Raw genomic sequence first — 17,026 nt, forward strand, 5'->3', positions numbered from 1 at the left:
AGCGACCACTGGATTATGAGCAAAACAGGAATTAGACAATTAGGAGTTCAATACAATGGTGCGCTATGGGAGATTCGCGTATGGGCGCCAAATGCAAAGAATGTCTATTGCATGCTTTATAATATGGGTGCCGAAATACCGCTAGAGCAGCAAGCCTACGGTTATTGGTATGCCGAAAGTGATTTAATCCGTGCGGGCGATTTGTATGAAATACGGGTAGACGACAACGAATACCCTGATCCGCTTTCTCGTTCACAACCGGAAGGTGTTCATGGACCGTCTCAAGCTGTAGACCTCACTTTTTCATGGACCGATCAAGACTATCAGCCGCCGCAACAATCAGATTTTATCATCTATGAGCTTCATGTAGGTACATTCTCGTCGTCCCATGACTTTGATGGAGTTATCAAAAAGATTCCTTATCTGAAAAATTTGGGAATAACTGCTATAGAAATCATGCCGGTCGCTCAATTTCCCGGAGAGAGAAATTGGGGTTATGATGGCGTATTTCCATTCGCGGTACAGCATTCTTATGGTGGCGCTTCCGAATTGCAACGGCTAGTTAATGCCTGTCATGAGGCTGGTATAGCTGTAATTCTCGATGTGGTCTATAATCATGTAGGCCCCGAAGGAAACTATTTTGCGCAGTATGGTGCTTATTTCACTGAGAAATATCGAACGCCCTGGGGCGATGCACTCAATTATGACGACCGTTTCTGTCACGGACAGCGGGATTTGGTAGTCAACAATGTACGGATGTGGTTTGAAGACTTTCACATTGATGCGCTGCGCATGGATGCAGTACATGCGATCAAGGATTTCAGTCCAATTCACATCCTTCAGGAAATCCGTGCGGAAACGGATAATGTGATCGCTAAAACAGGGAAAAATCGATATCTCTTTGTTGAGTGCGATCTTAACGACAGAAGATTTTTAGACCCCTTGGCAAAAAATGGCTTTGCGATGGATGCGCAGTGGCTAGATGAGTTTCACCATGCCTTACGCGTAGCCGTAGGTGAGCCGAAGAAAGGTTATTATCGGGAGTTTAATGGCGTGGAAGATCTCGCAAAAGCCTACGAGAAGGCCTATGTTTTTGATGGGAACTATTCTTTTCATCGCGAGAAATTTTTTGGAACAGATACGGCGGGTATTCCAGGCGATCGCTTCATTGTTTTCAGTCAGAATCATGATCAGGTCGGCAATAGGATGCTGGGTGATCGTGCGGCCTCGCTTTACGCCAGAGAAATAACACGTCTTATGACTTTCGCTGTATTCATGTCACCCTATCTTCCGCTACTATTTATGGGCGAAGAATGGGGGACAGCGCGACCTTTTCCGTATTTTATCAGTCACAGTGATCCAGAGCTAGTAGAGCTGGTGCGGGAGGGCCGCAAGCGGGAGTTTGAAGATTTTCTCACAGATCACGAGGTTCCCGATCCACAGGATGAAACAATATTTAGGCAAGCTGTGTTGGATTGGGACGAATTGAACAGGCAACCATATCAGCAACAGTTGTCCTATTATAAATCGTTGATCGCATTTCGGAAAAGCAATCCGTTGTTAAAAAATATGCAACGAAGTGATATCAGGACTGAGTGCCTCTGTGATAAGAAGGTACTTAGTATCTATGTGGAACAAAAGGAGAGGCAAATGATTATCCTAATGAACTTTTCAGCTCATATTCAACATGTCAATCTACCAGCGGCTGTACAATGGACCTCGTCATTCGATACGAATGTGCAGGACGCCGACCTTTTGGCAGAGACTGACGCTGTTGCAGCGAAGGACTGTTCCTTATTACCATGGTCAGGGTATGCTTACACTTCGAAATAGATCGTTTTGGAAAGATTTAAGGGAGTTGATCTTCAGGAATGAAAGCTATTAAAAGATAAAAACAAATTATTCAAACAACTTCGTTAAAAGTATTGTTTCTTATTTAAATACGGCTTGTCCAGTCGTGAAGAAAGTTTTAAAAGCTAGGTCCTTTCCAACCTAGCTTTTTTATTTTTAAAAGGAACATTTGCTCATAGCTTTGAATACCAGTGGTTTGAACGATAAGCTATTCAGAATAAATTTTAAACAAACGTTTGATCTGTTATTCGTCGCAATTTTTTTTTATCTTAGCCTAAGATATGACATGTTTGAAGAGGGGTGCTAGATTTATGATGTATGGCAAATTATCTCTTTCGAGAATTTCCTATTATTAGCGAATTAAATGATTAAAAACTAGCAAACTATGCGTCAACTGGAGTGTCACGAAGAGAAAATCCACCTATGCGGTAAGATCCAGTCTTTCGGTTTCCTTTGTATTTTTGATGAGAGCGGATGTATTGCCGCAAGTGAAAACTTAACTATCGTCCTTGATATTCCCATGAAGGAAATCCTCGGACGCTCTATTGCTCAGCTATTACCATTGCTATCGTCCGAAAAGGAGTTGAATCTTAAAGAGATTGAAAAGCAAATTAGAGGAGAGATCTTTACGCGTTTTGTGGAGCGTATCCGCATTAAAAATGTAGACTATTACCTGAGTATTTACCAGTACGACGAGCGGACATACCTTGAAATAGAAATCTGTAATGAAAATCATTTAAAAGCGACGCGATTATTTTATTATGCGAAGTACCTTGAAGAACGTCATGGCAATGCTTGGCAATCATTGACTGTACTGATTCGTCAGATCATTGGTTTTGACCGAGTTATGGTATACCGTTTCGAGGAGGACAATAGCGGGCAGGTCATTGCAGAGTCCATCGCAGATGGAATGACCCCATTGATGGGCTACCGGTATCCGGAATTTGATATTCCGGCACAAGCACGAGAACTCTATGTGAAGTTTCTTGCGCGCCACGTAGCTGATGTTGATGGTCCGACTATTGGTATACAGGGTTTGGAGGCTGGTGAGGTAGACTTGACGCGCTGTAGCCTCAGAGCATTATCTCCAGTACATCTACAATATCTTAAAAACGCTGGAGCACGGGCCAGTGCCAGTTTTTCTATCGTTATCGAAGGAAAACTTTGGGGCTTGGTGGCATGCCAGAATAGCGAGCCTTTGAATGTTGATCTCGCCCAACGTCATTTATGCGCTTTTTTAACGCAATACGCTATAAACTACTATCTTTCAGAACATCAAAAAGAAAACCTGGTAGCGCAAACCATTATGGGTGTTATGGAACGTGATCTGAAGTCTGAGTTATTAGTTAATAGCGATATTGGAATTGTGCTTGAACGCTTTGCACCACAAATTCTAGAAATTGCGGGCGCAGATGGACTAATGATCAAGCACGACCGGGGTTCTAAAAGTTGGGGCGATGTACCCACTGAATTGCAGTTGCGTGAGATCGATCGCTTTATAGAAGAGGAGGGTCAAGATGACTTGTTTTTCACATCAAACTTTGTCTATGGCGACAGTGAACCCCCGCAACCGGTTATATTGCCTGGCATTTTGCGGATAAATATCCTTCCCAGCAATAAATGGCACATCTATTTATTCCGCAAAGAACATGTTTACGAAGATGTATGGGCTGGAAAACCCGAAAAAATATATCATTACGATCCCGAAAGGAAAGTCGAATTTCCATCTCCACGGACATCTTTTGAAGCTTGGCGTGAAAAGATGAAAGGCAAATCTATCCAGTGGAAAAGTGCCGAGCTTTCTTTTATGGAGAAAGTCGCACAAATAACCCAACAAGCTATTGCCCAGCGCGGCGGAGAGATTGCTCAGCTCAATAAAGAACTTGTCAGATCCAACAATGCTTTGGATACATTTGGCTATACATTAACCCATGATCTTAAAAATCCACTTTCATCGATAAAGCTTGCTGCCCAGATGATGTTGATGAAAGATGATCTTCCGAAGGATATGTTACGCAAAATGGCACTAAATATTATGGATGCTACTGCGCTGATCACTGAAATGATGGACAAGGTGTATCAGCTCACGCAATCGAATTATGTAGCCTTCAAAACGGAACTGATCGATCCACGGAATAAAATTCTTAACATTCTCGAAAGCTGTAAGCAGCAGTTTGAAAGCGCCCATCTTGAATTTGTTTTGGGAGAAACTTTGCCGATTCTAGGGGAGAGAACACTGTTATACCAGTTGTTCTTAAATCTGATCAGCAATGCCATAAAATATAGCAGCAAAAAAGATCGCCCGAGAGTCGAGGTATATAGTGAAAAGCAGGGACAATTCGTTCACTACTACATTAAAGACAATGGTATCGGAATGGATATTAAAGATGATAGTAATATATTTGATATTTTTAAACGCTTGCCTAACTCGCAGGGATTCGAAGGGTCGGGGATTGGGCTTTCTATAGTAAAACGCATCGTAGATCGTCTAGAGGCAAAAGTCACCGTCGATAGTGAGCTTAATATTGGTACAACTTTTTGTATAACATTTAAAGCCTAATGGACGAAGAAAAAAATCAATAAACCAAAAAAGGAGCCCGAAAGCTCCTTTTTTTTGTTTGAACGTAGCAGCAACCTTTAAGAGCGGTAGAGTTACAATCTGCCCAACCTACTCTTATTCAAAGTTTCATCCAATCTATACTTTGCCTTATTGACAGGCCATCCGATCTTCTGGGATACGAAAATTTAAGAACACTTTTAGAATTAAAACAAACGATTAGTCGATTGGAAAAGTTCCTATATGAAATGGTGAATATTGCCCGTCCAGATGGATATGCAAAAGTTACAGCTGAATTTTCTCCAAAGTTTATACAACAAACGATGTTTAAACCCAAAAATCGATTATAATGAAAAAAAAAGAATTGAAGACTGAACAAGTTGATCCAGTGGAAAATAAAAAGGTCAACGCCCTAAGACCACATACGGCGGACGCCACAGGACAGCAAATGACCACTGATCAGGGAGTCAAGATCAATGACGACCAAAACTCACTGCGCGCTGGAGATCGGGGCGCTACGCTTTTGGAAGATTTTATTCTTCGAGAGAAGATCACACATTTTGACCACGAGCGCATTCCCGAACGTGTTGTACACGCAAGAGGTTCGGGCGCGCATGGCGTATTCAAACTATACAAGCCTTTAGCTGAATGGACAAAAGCGGGTTTTCTTAATGATATCGAAACTGAAACCCCAGTGTTTGTGCGTTTCTCTACGGTTGCTGGTTCGAGGGGGTCGACGGATCTTGCCCGCGACGTTCGTGGTTTTGCCGTCAAATTTTATACACAAGAAGGTAATTTCGATCTGGTGGGTAATAATATGCCTGTATTCTTTATTCAGGATGCAATGAAGTTCCCCGATCTTGTTCACGCTGTCAAGCCTGAACCCGACAATGAAATTCCACAAGCGGCTTCTGCCCATGATACATTTTGGGACTTCATTTCTTTAATGCCTGAGTCGACACACATGATCATGTGGCTGATGAGTGATCGAGCAATACCGCGCAGCTACCGCATGATGGAGGGATTTGGTGTTCATACTTTTCGGTTGATCAATGCCAATGGCGAATCGCACTTTGTTAAGTTTCATTGGAAACCACTGCTCGGAGTTCATTCAGTCGCATGGGATGAAGCTCAAAATATATCCGGTAAAGACCCCGATTTTCATCGAAGGGATCTCTGGGACGCCATTGAAAGCGGTGCCTTTCCGGAATGGGAACTCGGCATACAGGTCATTCCCGAATCTGATGAATTTAAGTATGACTTCGACCTGCTAGATTCAACGAAGATTGTTCCTGAGGAGCTGGTGCCTGTTCAGCCTATCGGAAAAATGACTCTAAATCGCAATCCCGATAATTTCTTTGCCGAAACGGAACAGGTTGCCTTTCATATTGGCAATATTGTACCTGGAATTGATTTTACAAATGATCCGTTGTTGCAAGGACGATTGTTCTCTTACACAGATACCCAACTTATTCGTTTAGGTGGACCTAATTTTCATGAAATTCCGATTAATAGGCCCATCTGTCCTTCGCACAACAACCAGCGTGATGGATTTATGCGGCAAAGGATTGATCGGGGTAAAACGAGTTACGGACCAAATTCATTGGGGAATAATGATCCTGCGCAGGTAGGCGAGGCAGATGGTGGTTTTAAAAGTTATCAAGAGCGTATTGATGCCAGAAAAGTGCGGGCTAGGAGCGATAGTTTCCGCGACCATTTTAGTCAAGCAAGGCTGTTTTATAATAGTCAGTCTGAGCCGGAAAAAAATCATCTTGTAGATGCGTTCAGTTTTGAGCTGGGTAAAGTGAAGGCCGTTTCGGTAAGGCAACGCATGATTGGTATACTGTCGCTGGTCGATCAGGGGCTGGCAGCTGAAGTTGCGTTTGCCTTGGGGCTGCAGGTGCAAGAAGAAGTTGAAAAGCCGATTAATAAGAGCCTCCCAGCCGATGCTGATCCTTCCGATTATGAACCTATTCAAGTTAAGGAAAAATTAAAAAAATCGGCGGCCTTAAGTATGCAAAATACGATAAAAGATACGATAAAGAGTCGAAAGATTGCCGTGCTTGCTGCTGATGGAGTAGACACGAAATCATTTCAGGCCGTGGTAGATACGATCCGGGCTCAAGGTGGAATTGTCCACGTTATTGCACCTAAGCTCGGGGAGGTTACGGGCACGGACAAAAAGAAGATCCCTGTGGAAGAAAGCTTTCTAACGGGAGCATCGGTGCTGTATGATGCCATATATATACCTGGAGGAAAGGATAGCGTTGCTACGTTACAGTCCAATGCCGATGCTGTTCATTTTCTAAATGAAGCGTTCAAACACTGTAAAGCAATTGCAGCAGATGTCGAGGCAAGTCCAGTTTTGGAAGCGACCTATTTTTTTAGCAAGGTATACCAAGAGTTTTCAGCGGAGACTGTACTTGATGACGGAATCATAGTTGATCAGGATCCGAAGTCCTTAGTGGATAAATTCATTAAAGCAATTGCCCAACACCGGTTTTGGGAGCGGGAAAAATCGCGCAAAGTGCCTGCGTAGTATCTAAATAATATCCAATGTAGAAATATGCCCCAAAAAGTTTTATACTATTTGGGGCATATTTATGGACCATCCTATTTAAATAAATACTAATGCTGTAGCAGTGTGAGGGCGGTATCATTTCCCTGCTGCGCTGCAAGATCTAACACCGACAAGCCACGGGTATCGAGTAGCCTAGTATTTGCACCATTGTCAAGTAAAAGCTTGAGTACTTCATTTCTACCAAACATGGCTGCAAACATCAGCGCGGTGCCACCGTTCCCATGTTGCAGGTTTAAATTTGCGCCATAACCGATTAATAATTTGGCAATATCATGATAACCTTTAAAAGCAACACCCATCAGGGCTGTGTTTCCACCGTTATCCTGTGCATTTACATCGGCACCAGCTTCCAATAGTAATTGGGCTGCAGCCTGCTTATTGTTATAACAGGCAATGATCAATGGGGTATAGCCTTTGTCGTCTCGTGTATTTACATCGGTATTCTGATTGATCAATTCACGTAAGACTTCGAGATTGCCCAGTCGGGCAGCATGAATCATGATTTCTGAGTTTTGTGTCATAGTGGTTCAGTTTATATCGTAAAAAGCGTTAAATGGGATCGGCAAAAATGCTTCCTGGCGTTCCTTTTTAATTTGAACAAAACTGGGAACCGAAACGTTTGCGCTCATTCGATGTTTTGAAAAGCTTAATTAAAATGTGAAGGTATTATTCTTACGTCAGCTACTGATGAAGAACATAAACTTAGCGACAATATCACACTATTCTTTTTGCTATGGATTGAATAGCGAGTCTGTAAATCTTTAAAATAAACAAAGCCGAACGTAAACTACGTTCGGCTTTGTTTCATCTTTTGAGTTCAGTTTAAGCAGCACCACGAATGACACGTAATAAAACGACAATAATGGCAATGACCAATAACACGTGGATGATATTTCCCGTAGCGTAACCTCCAAAAAAACTTATCGCCCAAATGATGACCAATATAACGGCGATGATGTACAATAGATTTCCCATAATATGATTTTTTTATTTAGAACAGCTTTCGAAGAGTGATAGTTTGCTTTTATATCGTATTTCGATCAATAGGATGTTCAGTTTTCTCAACAACTGTATACAATGTTCATCTGAGTATAAATTGCTAAAACGCAGAATAAACGTATTTCTAACATTTCAGCAGTAAATAAATACCTTATTATCTTTTTTTATTAGTTGCTTATTTTTTGATCATTATTTAAAATAAATGTCAAAAAGCTATTAAACTTTGCTTAATTAGCTTTATAAAATAGGAAAACGTATTTCTACCCTCAACGCTGCTATTTATTTTTTTGCGCAAATGGAACTTCAAATCTAGCATCCTTCTTGTTACCTCTGTTCATGTAAAACCATTTTAAACAATCAGTTGAAAAAAGAAAGAGGATAAGTTATGAACAACTACAATTTAAATGTACTCATCAACGAAAAAAGAAGTTTGCTTAATCATTTTGCTGCTAAATTTACAGCTGATCCGGATGAAAAGGAAGATTTGATCCAAGAAACCTGGATAAGGGCATTGAAGTCCATAGACAACTTTGTGCAGCATCCGAAGTTAATGAGCTGGCTATATGTGATTATGAAGCATACGTATATTAATAAGTATAGAAAAGCCAAGCGGGTGACGGAAATTCAGGATAATTATATTGCCTTAGAAAGTACCAATACGTCTGAACTTAACAAAGGGATCAATAAATTTATGGCCGAAGACATCGAAAAAGCGATGACCAGTCTTACGCCCGAAAATTATGAAATTTTCCGTTTATTTTTAGATGGTTATAAATACCATGAAATCGCTTCCTATTTTAATATGCCAGAAGGCACTATAAAGACCAGAATTCACATGGTACGTAAAAAGCTGCAAAAACAGCTCAAAGTTTACCGCTTAAATTAACTGTTTCGACAACTATAAATAAAAGCTAGGCTTCAATTGTCTAGCTTTTATTCCTCGAAAGAGGACATTTTCCTTTGCAATAAACGTTGTGGTAAAGTCAATCAGAATATCAAAATCAACTTCTTCAATAGCAGTTTTATCGTATCTACAGGAGTGTTGGAGATCGACACAACCTGTCACTCCGCGATAAAAATATTTTTCATGTAGATGCTTTTTTACCTAGCATAACTGTCAAGGGGATGTATTGTTTTTTGAAAATAAGTTCTCGGAAACTGTTTCACTTCAATTTTATTCAAACAAGAAGCTTCCTGCAATTGTTGTTACATATAACTGTATTTATTTCTTAACGTATTTCTTTATGATAATGTTCGAAAAACAACTTTTGCAAACCCTTATTCGGGTTCAGGATAAATTATGTGTCACCATTTCTGTCAATACCCATCGCACACATCCTGATAATCTCAGTGACCGCATAAAAATCAAAAATTTTAAAAGAGAAGCGATTGATAGGTTGTTGGATAAACATGATCAGAAAGATGTTGTTGGTCTGATTGAAAAATTGGAAAAAATAGATCAAGAGCTCGATATCAATTATAATCTTGAAAGTCTACATATTTTCGTTTCTGATACCATCAGTGAAGTTTTCAAGTCCTCTTGGGAGACAAACCAAGAAGGAGTCCATATCAGCAATACATTTGCAGTACGTCCTTTGGTTAAGGAGATTGGCCGTCAAACCAGTTATCTTGTGATGCTCCTTTCGCAAAGCGGTGTCCACCTTTTTCGAGCCACCAATGGTCGTATTGTTGAGGATATCAGTAGCGAAGAGTTCCCGATTCCCGAAAATCAATTCCATAATACTTTTCCGGATAAGAGCAGTGATGCCAAACATCTTGATGATCTTCTCAGGGAATATCTTAATCGGGTTGATAAAGCGCTTTTACGATTTATTGGTGAAGAGAGGATTGTCACGCTCGTTTTCTGTACAGAAGATAACTATAGCAAGCTCTTACAGGTTGCAGATCGCCCCTCGGTCTATTACGGATACCTGCCTATTGATTATAACAACATTGAAACACATCAGTTGGAGAGCCGTGCTTGGAATTTTATGAAACAGGAGCTTGTACGAAAAAATGAGGACTACTTTAAAGAATTGGAAGCAGCTGTGGGCAAGGGCTTAGTGATCACTGACCTTCAAGAAATCTATCGCGCCTGCCAGGACGGCCGCGGGGATATCTTAGTGGTTCAAGAAAGCTTCCATCAGGCCGTAAAGATTCTTTCGGATCGGGATATAGCGATAGTAGACAGCCCTATAGGATTGGACACGATCGACGACATCAGTAGTTTATTGGCCTTGTTGATCGACGAAAGGGGAGGACAGACCGTATATGTTCCTCAGATACCGAATGAGGAATTACAACCTATTGCCCTGAAGACTCGGTACTAGTCCAATTAAGTTAATTATGCTTAGTGAATAACCATTTTTGGAGCTCGTCCGTTAGTAGAAACGGAATGACAATATTATTATGCTGTAAATTTTTAAAAGTTGTGAAATTGAGTTTACGATTTCCGTGCAGCTTTTTGTACAAAACTTCGCTTCCAATATAAGGGTTCTCTATATCTTTTTCACCATGGATAAGCCAAATGTTTTTATGAACAAGTGCGTTGATATTAGATAGATCTGGTACAGCGGCGATAGAAATCATTGCTGCGAATTTTTCTGGGGCCAGGCTCATGAGGTTTTGTGCTGTTGACGCTCCCATAGAATAACCGACGAGATAAATTCGATTTTTATCGATATTTTTAAACTCGTCTTCAATATTTTCTATCAATTCTAAAATTTGCCGTGCATCTCTTGAAGGTCTTGCCTCAAGTATACCATTCTTATTCAATTCGTAGATTGATGAACGCTTTTCAAACTGTGGGGCAACAACGAAACAGTTGAACCTTGTATAAATATCTTCTCTAATCCAGGTTCTTGCCAAATGCTCTAATTGGTTTTCATTGTCACTACCCATTCTAGATGAATTATGAAATGTAATGACAACGGGATATTTTCTTTTTGAATTGAAATTTTTTGGTAAGAGAAGCCGGTAAGGTATTGTAACGAACTCATTGGTGAATATCCTTTTCTCATATTGATCCGTGCTTAACTGGCTTAATATTGTTCTAGTTTCAACAAATGTTGCACTATCTATTCGTCTATTATCGTATTTGTGTCTTTGTGCAAAGCAAAAATTACATGTAATTAAATTTAATAGAATACCAAATTGTAGAAAAAAACTTGATCGTTTTTGTAGCATAAGACCTTATTGGTTAGTGATTCGTGTATACTTATATATTAATTCCAATATAATTTAGATTGCGTAATCCAATGGTATTGATTACGGCATTAATATCGTGTTCTGTGCGTTGCAGCTTTTTGTCCACAATAGCCGCAAAAATTGGTCTCTATCGCACAATTGCAATTAAGACATTTATTATTCATTGCTTGGTTAATTGTTTTTTTTGCAAATATAATTTTATTATCGAGATATATCGCCTTACTTCGCTCTTTAATTTCATCGTACTGAATCGCTATTTCAACGAAAATTAGACACAAGCAATTATCTCCGCTCGGAAGCTATTAAACTAGTTTTTTATATTTGAAGCGTAAATCAGTAATGACACTTACACTAAATGGTAGCGACGACGGGTTGAATCGCTCAAAAAGAATGTGAATTTAGAATAGCTTTTATGGAAAATGAATTTTAGATGCATCATTTAGATAAGTTATTGAATGTACATTCTTTATGCTGAAAAAAAATATACCTATTTTATAAAGTAATCGATCCATTTGATTATGTTGAAGCCTCTTGATTTACCAAAAATCAGAGGCTTTGTTTTTCGCCTCGCGTCAAAAACAATCTTGAAAATAACAAGGCCATTTCTGTAGAACTGGCCTTGTTATTTATATTTTTCAATCTAAATGGGTTTTAATCATTTCCATGATCCTCTGACGCATAGGAAAATTTAACTGATTTTTGCGGATAAGCTTCCATACTCTTGCGGCTTGTATTTTTGATAATGGTTTTGATACTAACGCGATCGCCCAATTTATAGTAAGTTTCTACGGTCTGATAATCCAGTAGGTAGGGACCACAAAAGTAATTCCCGTTGTCATCTTTTTCGATGATTCCCTGATAAAGCCCTGTTCTTGTCTCTTTTGGCATGTTAATTTAATTTGAAGAACAAAGGTAGCAAGAGTATTTGGAGAAAATGATATTAAAGATAAAATTAGGGACATTTTATTAAAATTCTGGAAACACCTCCCAAGGGCCATTCTAAATAGCGGATAGAAGACTGAGTGGATTTGATTGTTGGAACTACCAGAATCCGGGATCGAATAATTGCATAAAATCCAGCACCATTTAAAGAAAACAATGGAGCAAGAAGAGGTCAATAGCTCAGGTCTCGCTCCATTGCTTTTTTATTGGATAATAAACGGTCTTTTATTTGCTTTTTACACCTTTTTGAGCCCACACAGAGTTGTTGCACATCGCAGGAAGATGATGGCAAAAGCAGAATGTCAAACCATAGGACAAGTGCTTAAGTATGCCCGTGAGCATAATCTAATTTAAAAAACTAGCGATAGGGATGTTATTCCTTAATAGTGCTCACCAAGATAATGGCGGTTTTAGTTGAAGACTTTAGCTGACTTAGAAAATTGGCGTACATAATCAAATTAGGTTTAAACAAGTCTGAAACTAACCTCGCGGCGAAATAATCGTTATTAATTAATTGTTTAAATATTCTGGTGATCCGTTGTGCAAAGATAGAAATCCTTGGGTATTTACTAAATAGTTGATCTATTTCTTCCCGAAACTGGAATGAAAACTGCACAAAGGATCCTTAGCGATTGCTATGGATAAAAGCGCACCAATATTGTGCGCTTATTGGAAAAGATGATACGAGGAACGTAGGATCTTGTAATTAAAACCGGTAGCCTATGGATAATGCGGTGCGAATACCCGCAAACGGTCCGCTAGTGCTTAGTGTTACGCCATCCGCATTTACTTCTTTTTTGATTTTCATGAGATTACTATCAAATTCATCCAGTTGTCTCCTTACTTCGCGTTGTTCGTCTGCATTTAATGGAGTTTTCCCTTCGAACTTTCCATTGTTGAAGCCATAACCGGGACCGACAATGCGCCAGTCTAAATAGATGTTTTGTCCAAGTTTCCATTGGTTACCGACAGCTACCCCACCGGTAAAAGCATCTAAGCTGCCCGATAGAGGTACTTCACGGTGATAATTTGATTCATCGACGGTTATCTTTGTGTGTACACTATAATTGGCGTATTTGACAAAGGGCGCGATATAGAATCCTTTTGACACTTCTTTATTCCCGAGGTAGAAACGTACTTCGGGGATAATGGAAAAAGCGCCTAATTTAGCTTCGCCCAAAATATTATTATCATCATCAAAAACAGATTCCCATAGGGATTTAAAGGGTAAGTTGGTTTTTGGACGATAACTTATCGTTCCATTGATCGATAGGTGCTCATTGAGCGATCTTTCATACTCCAATGCAATATTCCCGACAGATAGGGGCCAAAGATTTAGTTTGATAAGATTTGATTTTTCTTGTGCTTTTAATCCAGAGATAGTACATATCCCAAGAGTAAGCATCGTAAGGTAGCGCAATTTCATAGTAGTTTTTCCAAAATATAGGTAGCAAAGATATTGGAATATATTTTAGTTCGGAAAGAACAGGTGCGTTCTTCAATTTGTTTTTTAAACATTATATCTCCTAATGATTTAGAATTGATTTTTTAAAGAACGAAAGCCAGCTGGATTTTGTTCTTTAAATTCTTATTTTTAGAAGTCGTTCAAATTTTTATGCTTTCGAAGGCATATCTTCAGATGCTATGGAAAGTTAAGTTTTCAAGATAAAGGGAAACAGGCAATGGCACAAAATTTAGAACTAGAATATGTGTTTTGAACAATACACTGAGGGAGGACAGCTCCCTCAGTATGATGAACAAATTAAAGTTTGTTGCCTTCTAAAGTGCTTATACTTTTAGCAGGTATTGTTAAGGAATAGACACCTGAGCTGTTTGGTGTTACAGCTCCGACGTTACCCCAATGGCCAGAACTGCTTGCCGTGGTTTGGTAATTGTTCAGCGCGCCGCTTGCAAAACCTGTGAGGTTGATATCCAATGGAACAGCTGCAGTACCCGTGTTGGTGACAACTAAGGCAAACTTACCTGATTGAGGATCTTTGTAAGCCGAAATCAATAAGCCATTTCCATTTTGAACCGCTACATTGATACGCATATAACCTGCTTTGATAAACCTGGAATAATGTCCCATCACATCATACGTTTTTGGAAACTCCAAAGAACCATTACTCTTTGTGCAAATAAGCGCCTCATTATTTTGAAATGCCAGCATCCCTAGCCAAAACACATAGGCATTGGCGTTACAATCCGCCAGTAGTTTGTGCATATTAACGGCCAGTTTCAAGCCGCCTTCAATGCCACTGTCATAATTGCCGCCATCATCGGACGCTTCTGTTACCCACATTGGTTTACCACCAATACTAAAATTCCACATGGACGGACTCTGGTTAAACCCACGTTGACCAGTGATGATGCCACTTATTTCAACGTAGCCGTGCCCCGCAAGGATGTCGACATTGCTTCTGTCCATGCCTGAGAGGAAATTATCGGCAGTTCCCCAGGCCGCATTTTCGGAAGATATAATCTTGGTGGATTGTAGACCAGCGCTGTTTAATTCTGGACGGAGATTGTTGGTAATAAATTGTCCCAAATGCGAAGCGTCCCAATAAGAAGCATCCCAGTCTGAAAAGACATTTTCAGGCTCATTTGAAGGGGAGATGGCATTGATTGTAATTCCTTCATTTTGAAATGATTTTACAAATCCAGTCAGGTAGCGCGCGAAAGCTGTTGAAGAAGTATTAAAATTAAGTCCATTAAACCATTTCGCGGAAATACTGCTCGTATTGGTCTTCATGTATAAGGGCGGAGTCCAGGTACTTGCCATAACGAAGGGAACTTGGAATCTTTCTTTTGCTTTCTTGATGATCCAGACCTGTCCAAGCTGTTCTTTTTCATCTGCTGTCAAATTCTGATAAGTCGCACTGTTGGGGTCTACGTCAATCGAAACTCCTGCCGGTTTAATGGTAACGACCTTGGTCTGTTGATTAAAAGGATAGGTATGAAGTACTTTTCCACGAAGGATATTCAGTTTCAATCCACTGCCTCCCCATAAATAATCCAGAATACTATCTCTTTTTGCGGATTCAAAGAATGGAACAATCCGGCCTCCGAATGCACCAAATCCATCAATCTTTTGATAGGTTTGATCCCAATTCAATGTTGCAATCGTAGCTCCTGCCTGTGCGGATACAGCAGCTTTTTTGTTAAGTTGTGCTTCTGGACTCTCAAAAGTCAATGAAGTTTTTTGGCAACTAAAAATAGAAAATGTGGAAACTACGGCCAAAACAGTATAAAGCCTGTTCCAGCGACTGGTTAATTTTAACATAACTTAGTTTTTAAGATTTGTGAATGAATCATTAATTTAATTATGCTTGGTTTTTCAAGCGGTTCTCATCGTCGTTGTTTTGTTTGCCTCCTTTCTTTAGTTAAAAAAATAAACATTCACCGATTTCCACATTGGTTAGTTTCCGAAAATTAATAATATTTTGGGAGAATTTATTATTACTTCTCTTATTTTAATTTTATTTTTTATTGAATTAAAAATAAATACATATTTTTTTAATGATAACTTAATTTTAATCCTTCTTTTCTGCTGAAGATGAAGGCTGAACCTGTCGCCGATCATACAGTAATAACTGATGTCTAATGTCATTTTCAAGTTCACTGACCTTGCGTTGATCAATGGTGTCGTTGACCATAATAACGATACCATAATCATCTGTGGGATACAGCACACATAAGGTATTGTAGCCTATTTTAGTATTTCCATCGTGATAGAAATAGCGAACCCCACGTTCGTCACGATTGATCATCCAACCGAGCCCCATACCAAATCCATCGTCTTTTCCATAAGTCAGTTGATGTGTTAGACCAAGGGCTCTATCGTTTAGTTTGAGGTTGGCTTCGATGTAGATCAACATATCATTGATCGTTGAATTCATTGTGGGACCAAAGTAAAACCCGCTCAAATTCGCAAATGGAACAGGCTGACCTTTATTATCGTGGCCCTGTACAACGTCGTTTATTTGTGACTCATCTAAATAGGGCGTTGTATAATGCATACCGAGGTGTCCCTTCAGATATGCGCTGATAAGATGTTCATAGGAATCTTTATAGCTACTTTCCAATAGCGCAATAAGTACCATCACAGCCGTGCTATTGTAACTGAACTTTGTACCTGGGACGGTGTCGGGCTTGACTTTCCTCAGATCATCCAATAGGTTGTCACGACTGTACTTTCCAAGATAGTCTACCTGTTCCGGAATAGTGAGCCCCCTTAAACTATCGACAACTTTGGTAGGAAGCGATCTGAAAGTCTTTGGAAGGGCAGAAGTATGATTTGCTAGATGCTTAACGCGGATTCCATGGCCGCTGTATTGTAAATTGGAATAACCTCCCGGCAAGTATTTACGGATATCATCATCGAGGTTGATTTTCTTATCAAGGACCGCTTGCGCAAGTAGAGCGCCGACAAAGGTTTTCGCCACCGATCCAATGTTGTAATAGTTATCGGCGTTTGGTAACTTTTCTCTACTGTAGGTGTAGGTTGTTTTGTGCCCTTTAGTATAAATCCCAATAGACACACTAAATGTATTGTTGTTGGAAAGATAATCAACAACGGAACAGTTTACAATTGTATCGAGTTGGTTTTTAAGTTTATGGTCAGTATTGAAGGGTGAAAGATACTGTCCTTTTGATGAAAGGCTATTAATTAGCAACAGGGTGCTCAATAGGATAAATAAGGGTTTGGATAGTATATTCATAAACAAGTTTATTGTTCTTGATGCTGGAATCTATCGTCGGTATTCGGAAAAGCATTGGGTTTACAACCTGCCCAAGGCGGGGGATTAGCTAATTTTATTAAAGTGTTAGTGAAAGGTACGAATTGTTATGTAAATATCACAAGGTTAAGTTTTTAAAAGGGCAATACT

Annotated in this window: 13 protein-coding genes; 6 read left to right on the top strand and 7 right to left on the bottom strand. The window is 39.6% G+C overall.

What is annotated here, in order from left to right; translation table 11 throughout:
* Positions 1 to 15 precede the first annotated feature (15 nt).
* The 3 genes from treZ to B4Z90_RS14295 all read left to right on the top strand — a co-directional run bounded on the left by treZ (position 16) and on the right by B4Z90_RS14295 (position 6,947).
* Positions 16 to 1,833, top strand: coding sequence for a malto-oligosyltrehalose trehalohydrolase (gene treZ, locus B4Z90_RS14285; protein WP_286802584.1), 1,818 nt, complete (start codon positions 16 to 18; stop codon positions 1,831 to 1,833).
* Between the two features lie 403 nt (positions 1,834 to 2,236).
* The gene (locus B4Z90_RS14290) at positions 2,237 to 4,411 is read left to right on the top strand and encodes an ATP-binding protein (protein ID WP_286802587.1); all 2,175 of its coding nucleotides are present in this window, start codon (positions 2,237 to 2,239) and stop codon (positions 4,409 to 4,411) included.
* Between the two features lie 346 nt (positions 4,412 to 4,757).
* Complete coding sequence (locus B4Z90_RS14295) at positions 4,758 to 6,947, top strand: catalase (RefSeq protein WP_286751804.1); 2,190 nt, start codon at positions 4,758 to 4,760, stop codon at positions 6,945 to 6,947.
* An 89-nt stretch (positions 6,948 to 7,036) separates the two neighbouring features.
* Here B4Z90_RS14295 and B4Z90_RS14300 read toward each other — a convergent pair whose 3' ends face one another.
* A complete protein-coding gene (locus tag B4Z90_RS14300; protein WP_286751805.1) occupies positions 7,037 to 7,510 on the bottom strand; it encodes an ankyrin repeat domain-containing protein in 474 nt (157 codons plus the stop codon).
* Positions 7,511 to 7,811: 301 nt separating this feature from the next.
* A complete protein-coding gene (locus B4Z90_RS14305) occupies positions 7,812 to 7,964 on the bottom strand; it encodes a lmo0937 family membrane protein (RefSeq protein WP_115048587.1) in 153 nt (50 codons plus the stop codon).
* A gap of 409 nt (positions 7,965 to 8,373) precedes the next feature.
* Between B4Z90_RS14305 and B4Z90_RS14310 the strand changes: the two genes are divergently transcribed.
* Positions 8,374 to 8,874: an RNA polymerase sigma factor gene (locus B4Z90_RS14310; protein ID WP_046676293.1), complete on the top strand. Its 501-nt coding sequence runs from the start codon at positions 8,374 to 8,376 to the stop codon at positions 8,872 to 8,874.
* 358 nt (positions 8,875 to 9,232) lie between these two features.
* The gene (locus B4Z90_RS14315) at positions 9,233 to 10,318 is read left to right on the top strand and encodes a hypothetical protein (protein ID WP_286751806.1); all 1,086 of its coding nucleotides are present in this window, start codon (positions 9,233 to 9,235) and stop codon (positions 10,316 to 10,318) included.
* A 10-nt stretch (positions 10,319 to 10,328) separates the two neighbouring features.
* Here the strand turns inward: B4Z90_RS14315 and B4Z90_RS14320 are convergent, their stop codons facing one another.
* Complete coding sequence (locus B4Z90_RS14320) at positions 10,329 to 11,174, bottom strand: alpha/beta hydrolase-fold protein (protein ID WP_286802590.1); 846 nt, start codon at positions 11,172 to 11,174, stop codon at positions 10,329 to 10,331.
* A gap of 672 nt (positions 11,175 to 11,846) precedes the next feature.
* Positions 11,847 to 12,083 (bottom strand): hypothetical protein, encoded by a 237-nt coding sequence (locus B4Z90_RS14325; RefSeq protein ID WP_070564469.1) that lies wholly within the window; start codon positions 12,081 to 12,083, stop codon positions 11,847 to 11,849.
* A 210-nt stretch (positions 12,084 to 12,293) separates the two neighbouring features.
* On the opposite strand from B4Z90_RS14325, the gene B4Z90_RS14330 reads away from it, so the two are divergent.
* Complete coding sequence (locus B4Z90_RS14330; RefSeq protein ID WP_286802592.1) at positions 12,294 to 12,491, top strand: hypothetical protein; 198 nt, start codon at positions 12,294 to 12,296, stop codon at positions 12,489 to 12,491.
* A 352-nt stretch (positions 12,492 to 12,843) separates the two neighbouring features.
* Here B4Z90_RS14330 and B4Z90_RS14335 read toward each other — a convergent pair whose 3' ends face one another.
* The 3 genes from B4Z90_RS14335 to B4Z90_RS14345 all read right to left on the bottom strand — a co-directional run bounded on the left by B4Z90_RS14335 (position 12,844) and on the right by B4Z90_RS14345 (position 16,858).
* Entirely contained in the window at positions 12,844 to 13,563 is a 720-nt protein-coding gene (locus tag B4Z90_RS14335) for a DUF3575 domain-containing protein (RefSeq protein ID WP_286802596.1), read from the bottom strand.
* A 336-nt stretch (positions 13,564 to 13,899) separates the two neighbouring features.
* Positions 13,900 to 15,420 carry a glycoside hydrolase gene (locus B4Z90_RS14340; RefSeq protein WP_286802597.1) on the bottom strand — a complete coding sequence of 507 codons (1,521 nt, stop codon included), beginning with the start codon at positions 15,418 to 15,420 and terminating at the stop codon, positions 13,900 to 13,902.
* A 250-nt stretch (positions 15,421 to 15,670) separates the two neighbouring features.
* Positions 15,671 to 16,858 (bottom strand): serine hydrolase domain-containing protein, encoded by a 1,188-nt coding sequence (locus tag B4Z90_RS14345; protein WP_286802598.1) that lies wholly within the window; start codon positions 16,856 to 16,858, stop codon positions 15,671 to 15,673.
* Positions 16,859 to 17,026: the final 168 nt, after the last annotated feature.

Origin of the sequence: Sphingobacterium sp. UBA5639 (genome assembly GCF_002421245.1) — a bacterium.
Classification (GTDB): Bacteria; Bacteroidota; Bacteroidia; order Sphingobacteriales; family Sphingobacteriaceae; genus Sphingobacterium; species Sphingobacterium multivorum.

What these genes read in the sequence shown, in the direction of transcription:
- treZ (WP_286802584.1), top strand. Translation starts at nt 16, where the DNA reads ATGAGCAAAACAGGAATTAGACAATTAGGAGTTCAATACAATGGTGCG.
- B4Z90_RS14290 (WP_286802587.1), top strand. Translation starts at nt 2,237, where the DNA reads ATGCGTCAACTGGAGTGTCACGAAGAGAAAATCCACCTATGCGGTAAG.
- B4Z90_RS14295 (WP_286751804.1), top strand. Translation starts at nt 4,758, where the DNA reads ATGAAAAAAAAAGAATTGAAGACTGAACAAGTTGATCCAGTGGAAAAT.
- B4Z90_RS14300 (WP_286751805.1), bottom strand. Translation starts at nt 7,510, where the DNA reads ATGACACAAAACTCAGAAATCATGATTCATGCTGCCCGACTGGGCAAT.
- B4Z90_RS14305 (WP_115048587.1), bottom strand. Translation starts at nt 7,964, where the DNA reads ATGGGAAATCTATTGTACATCATCGCCGTTATATTGGTCATCATTTGG.
- B4Z90_RS14310 (WP_046676293.1), top strand. Translation starts at nt 8,374, where the DNA reads ATGAACAACTACAATTTAAATGTACTCATCAACGAAAAAAGAAGTTTG.
- B4Z90_RS14315 (WP_286751806.1), top strand. Translation starts at nt 9,233, where the DNA reads ATGATAATGTTCGAAAAACAACTTTTGCAAACCCTTATTCGGGTTCAG.
- B4Z90_RS14320 (WP_286802590.1), bottom strand. Translation starts at nt 11,174, where the DNA reads ATGCTACAAAAACGATCAAGTTTTTTTCTACAATTTGGTATTCTATTA.
- B4Z90_RS14325 (WP_070564469.1), bottom strand. Translation starts at nt 12,083, where the DNA reads ATGCCAAAAGAGACAAGAACAGGGCTTTATCAGGGAATCATCGAAAAA.
- B4Z90_RS14330 (WP_286802592.1), top strand. Translation starts at nt 12,294, where the DNA reads ATGGAGCAAGAAGAGGTCAATAGCTCAGGTCTCGCTCCATTGCTTTTT.
- B4Z90_RS14335 (WP_286802596.1), bottom strand. Translation starts at nt 13,563, where the DNA reads ATGAAATTGCGCTACCTTACGATGCTTACTCTTGGGATATGTACTATC.
- B4Z90_RS14340 (WP_286802597.1), bottom strand. Translation starts at nt 15,420, where the DNA reads ATGTTAAAATTAACCAGTCGCTGGAACAGGCTTTATACTGTTTTGGCC.
- B4Z90_RS14345 (WP_286802598.1), bottom strand. Translation starts at nt 16,858, where the DNA reads ATGAATATACTATCCAAACCCTTATTTATCCTATTGAGCACCCTGTTG.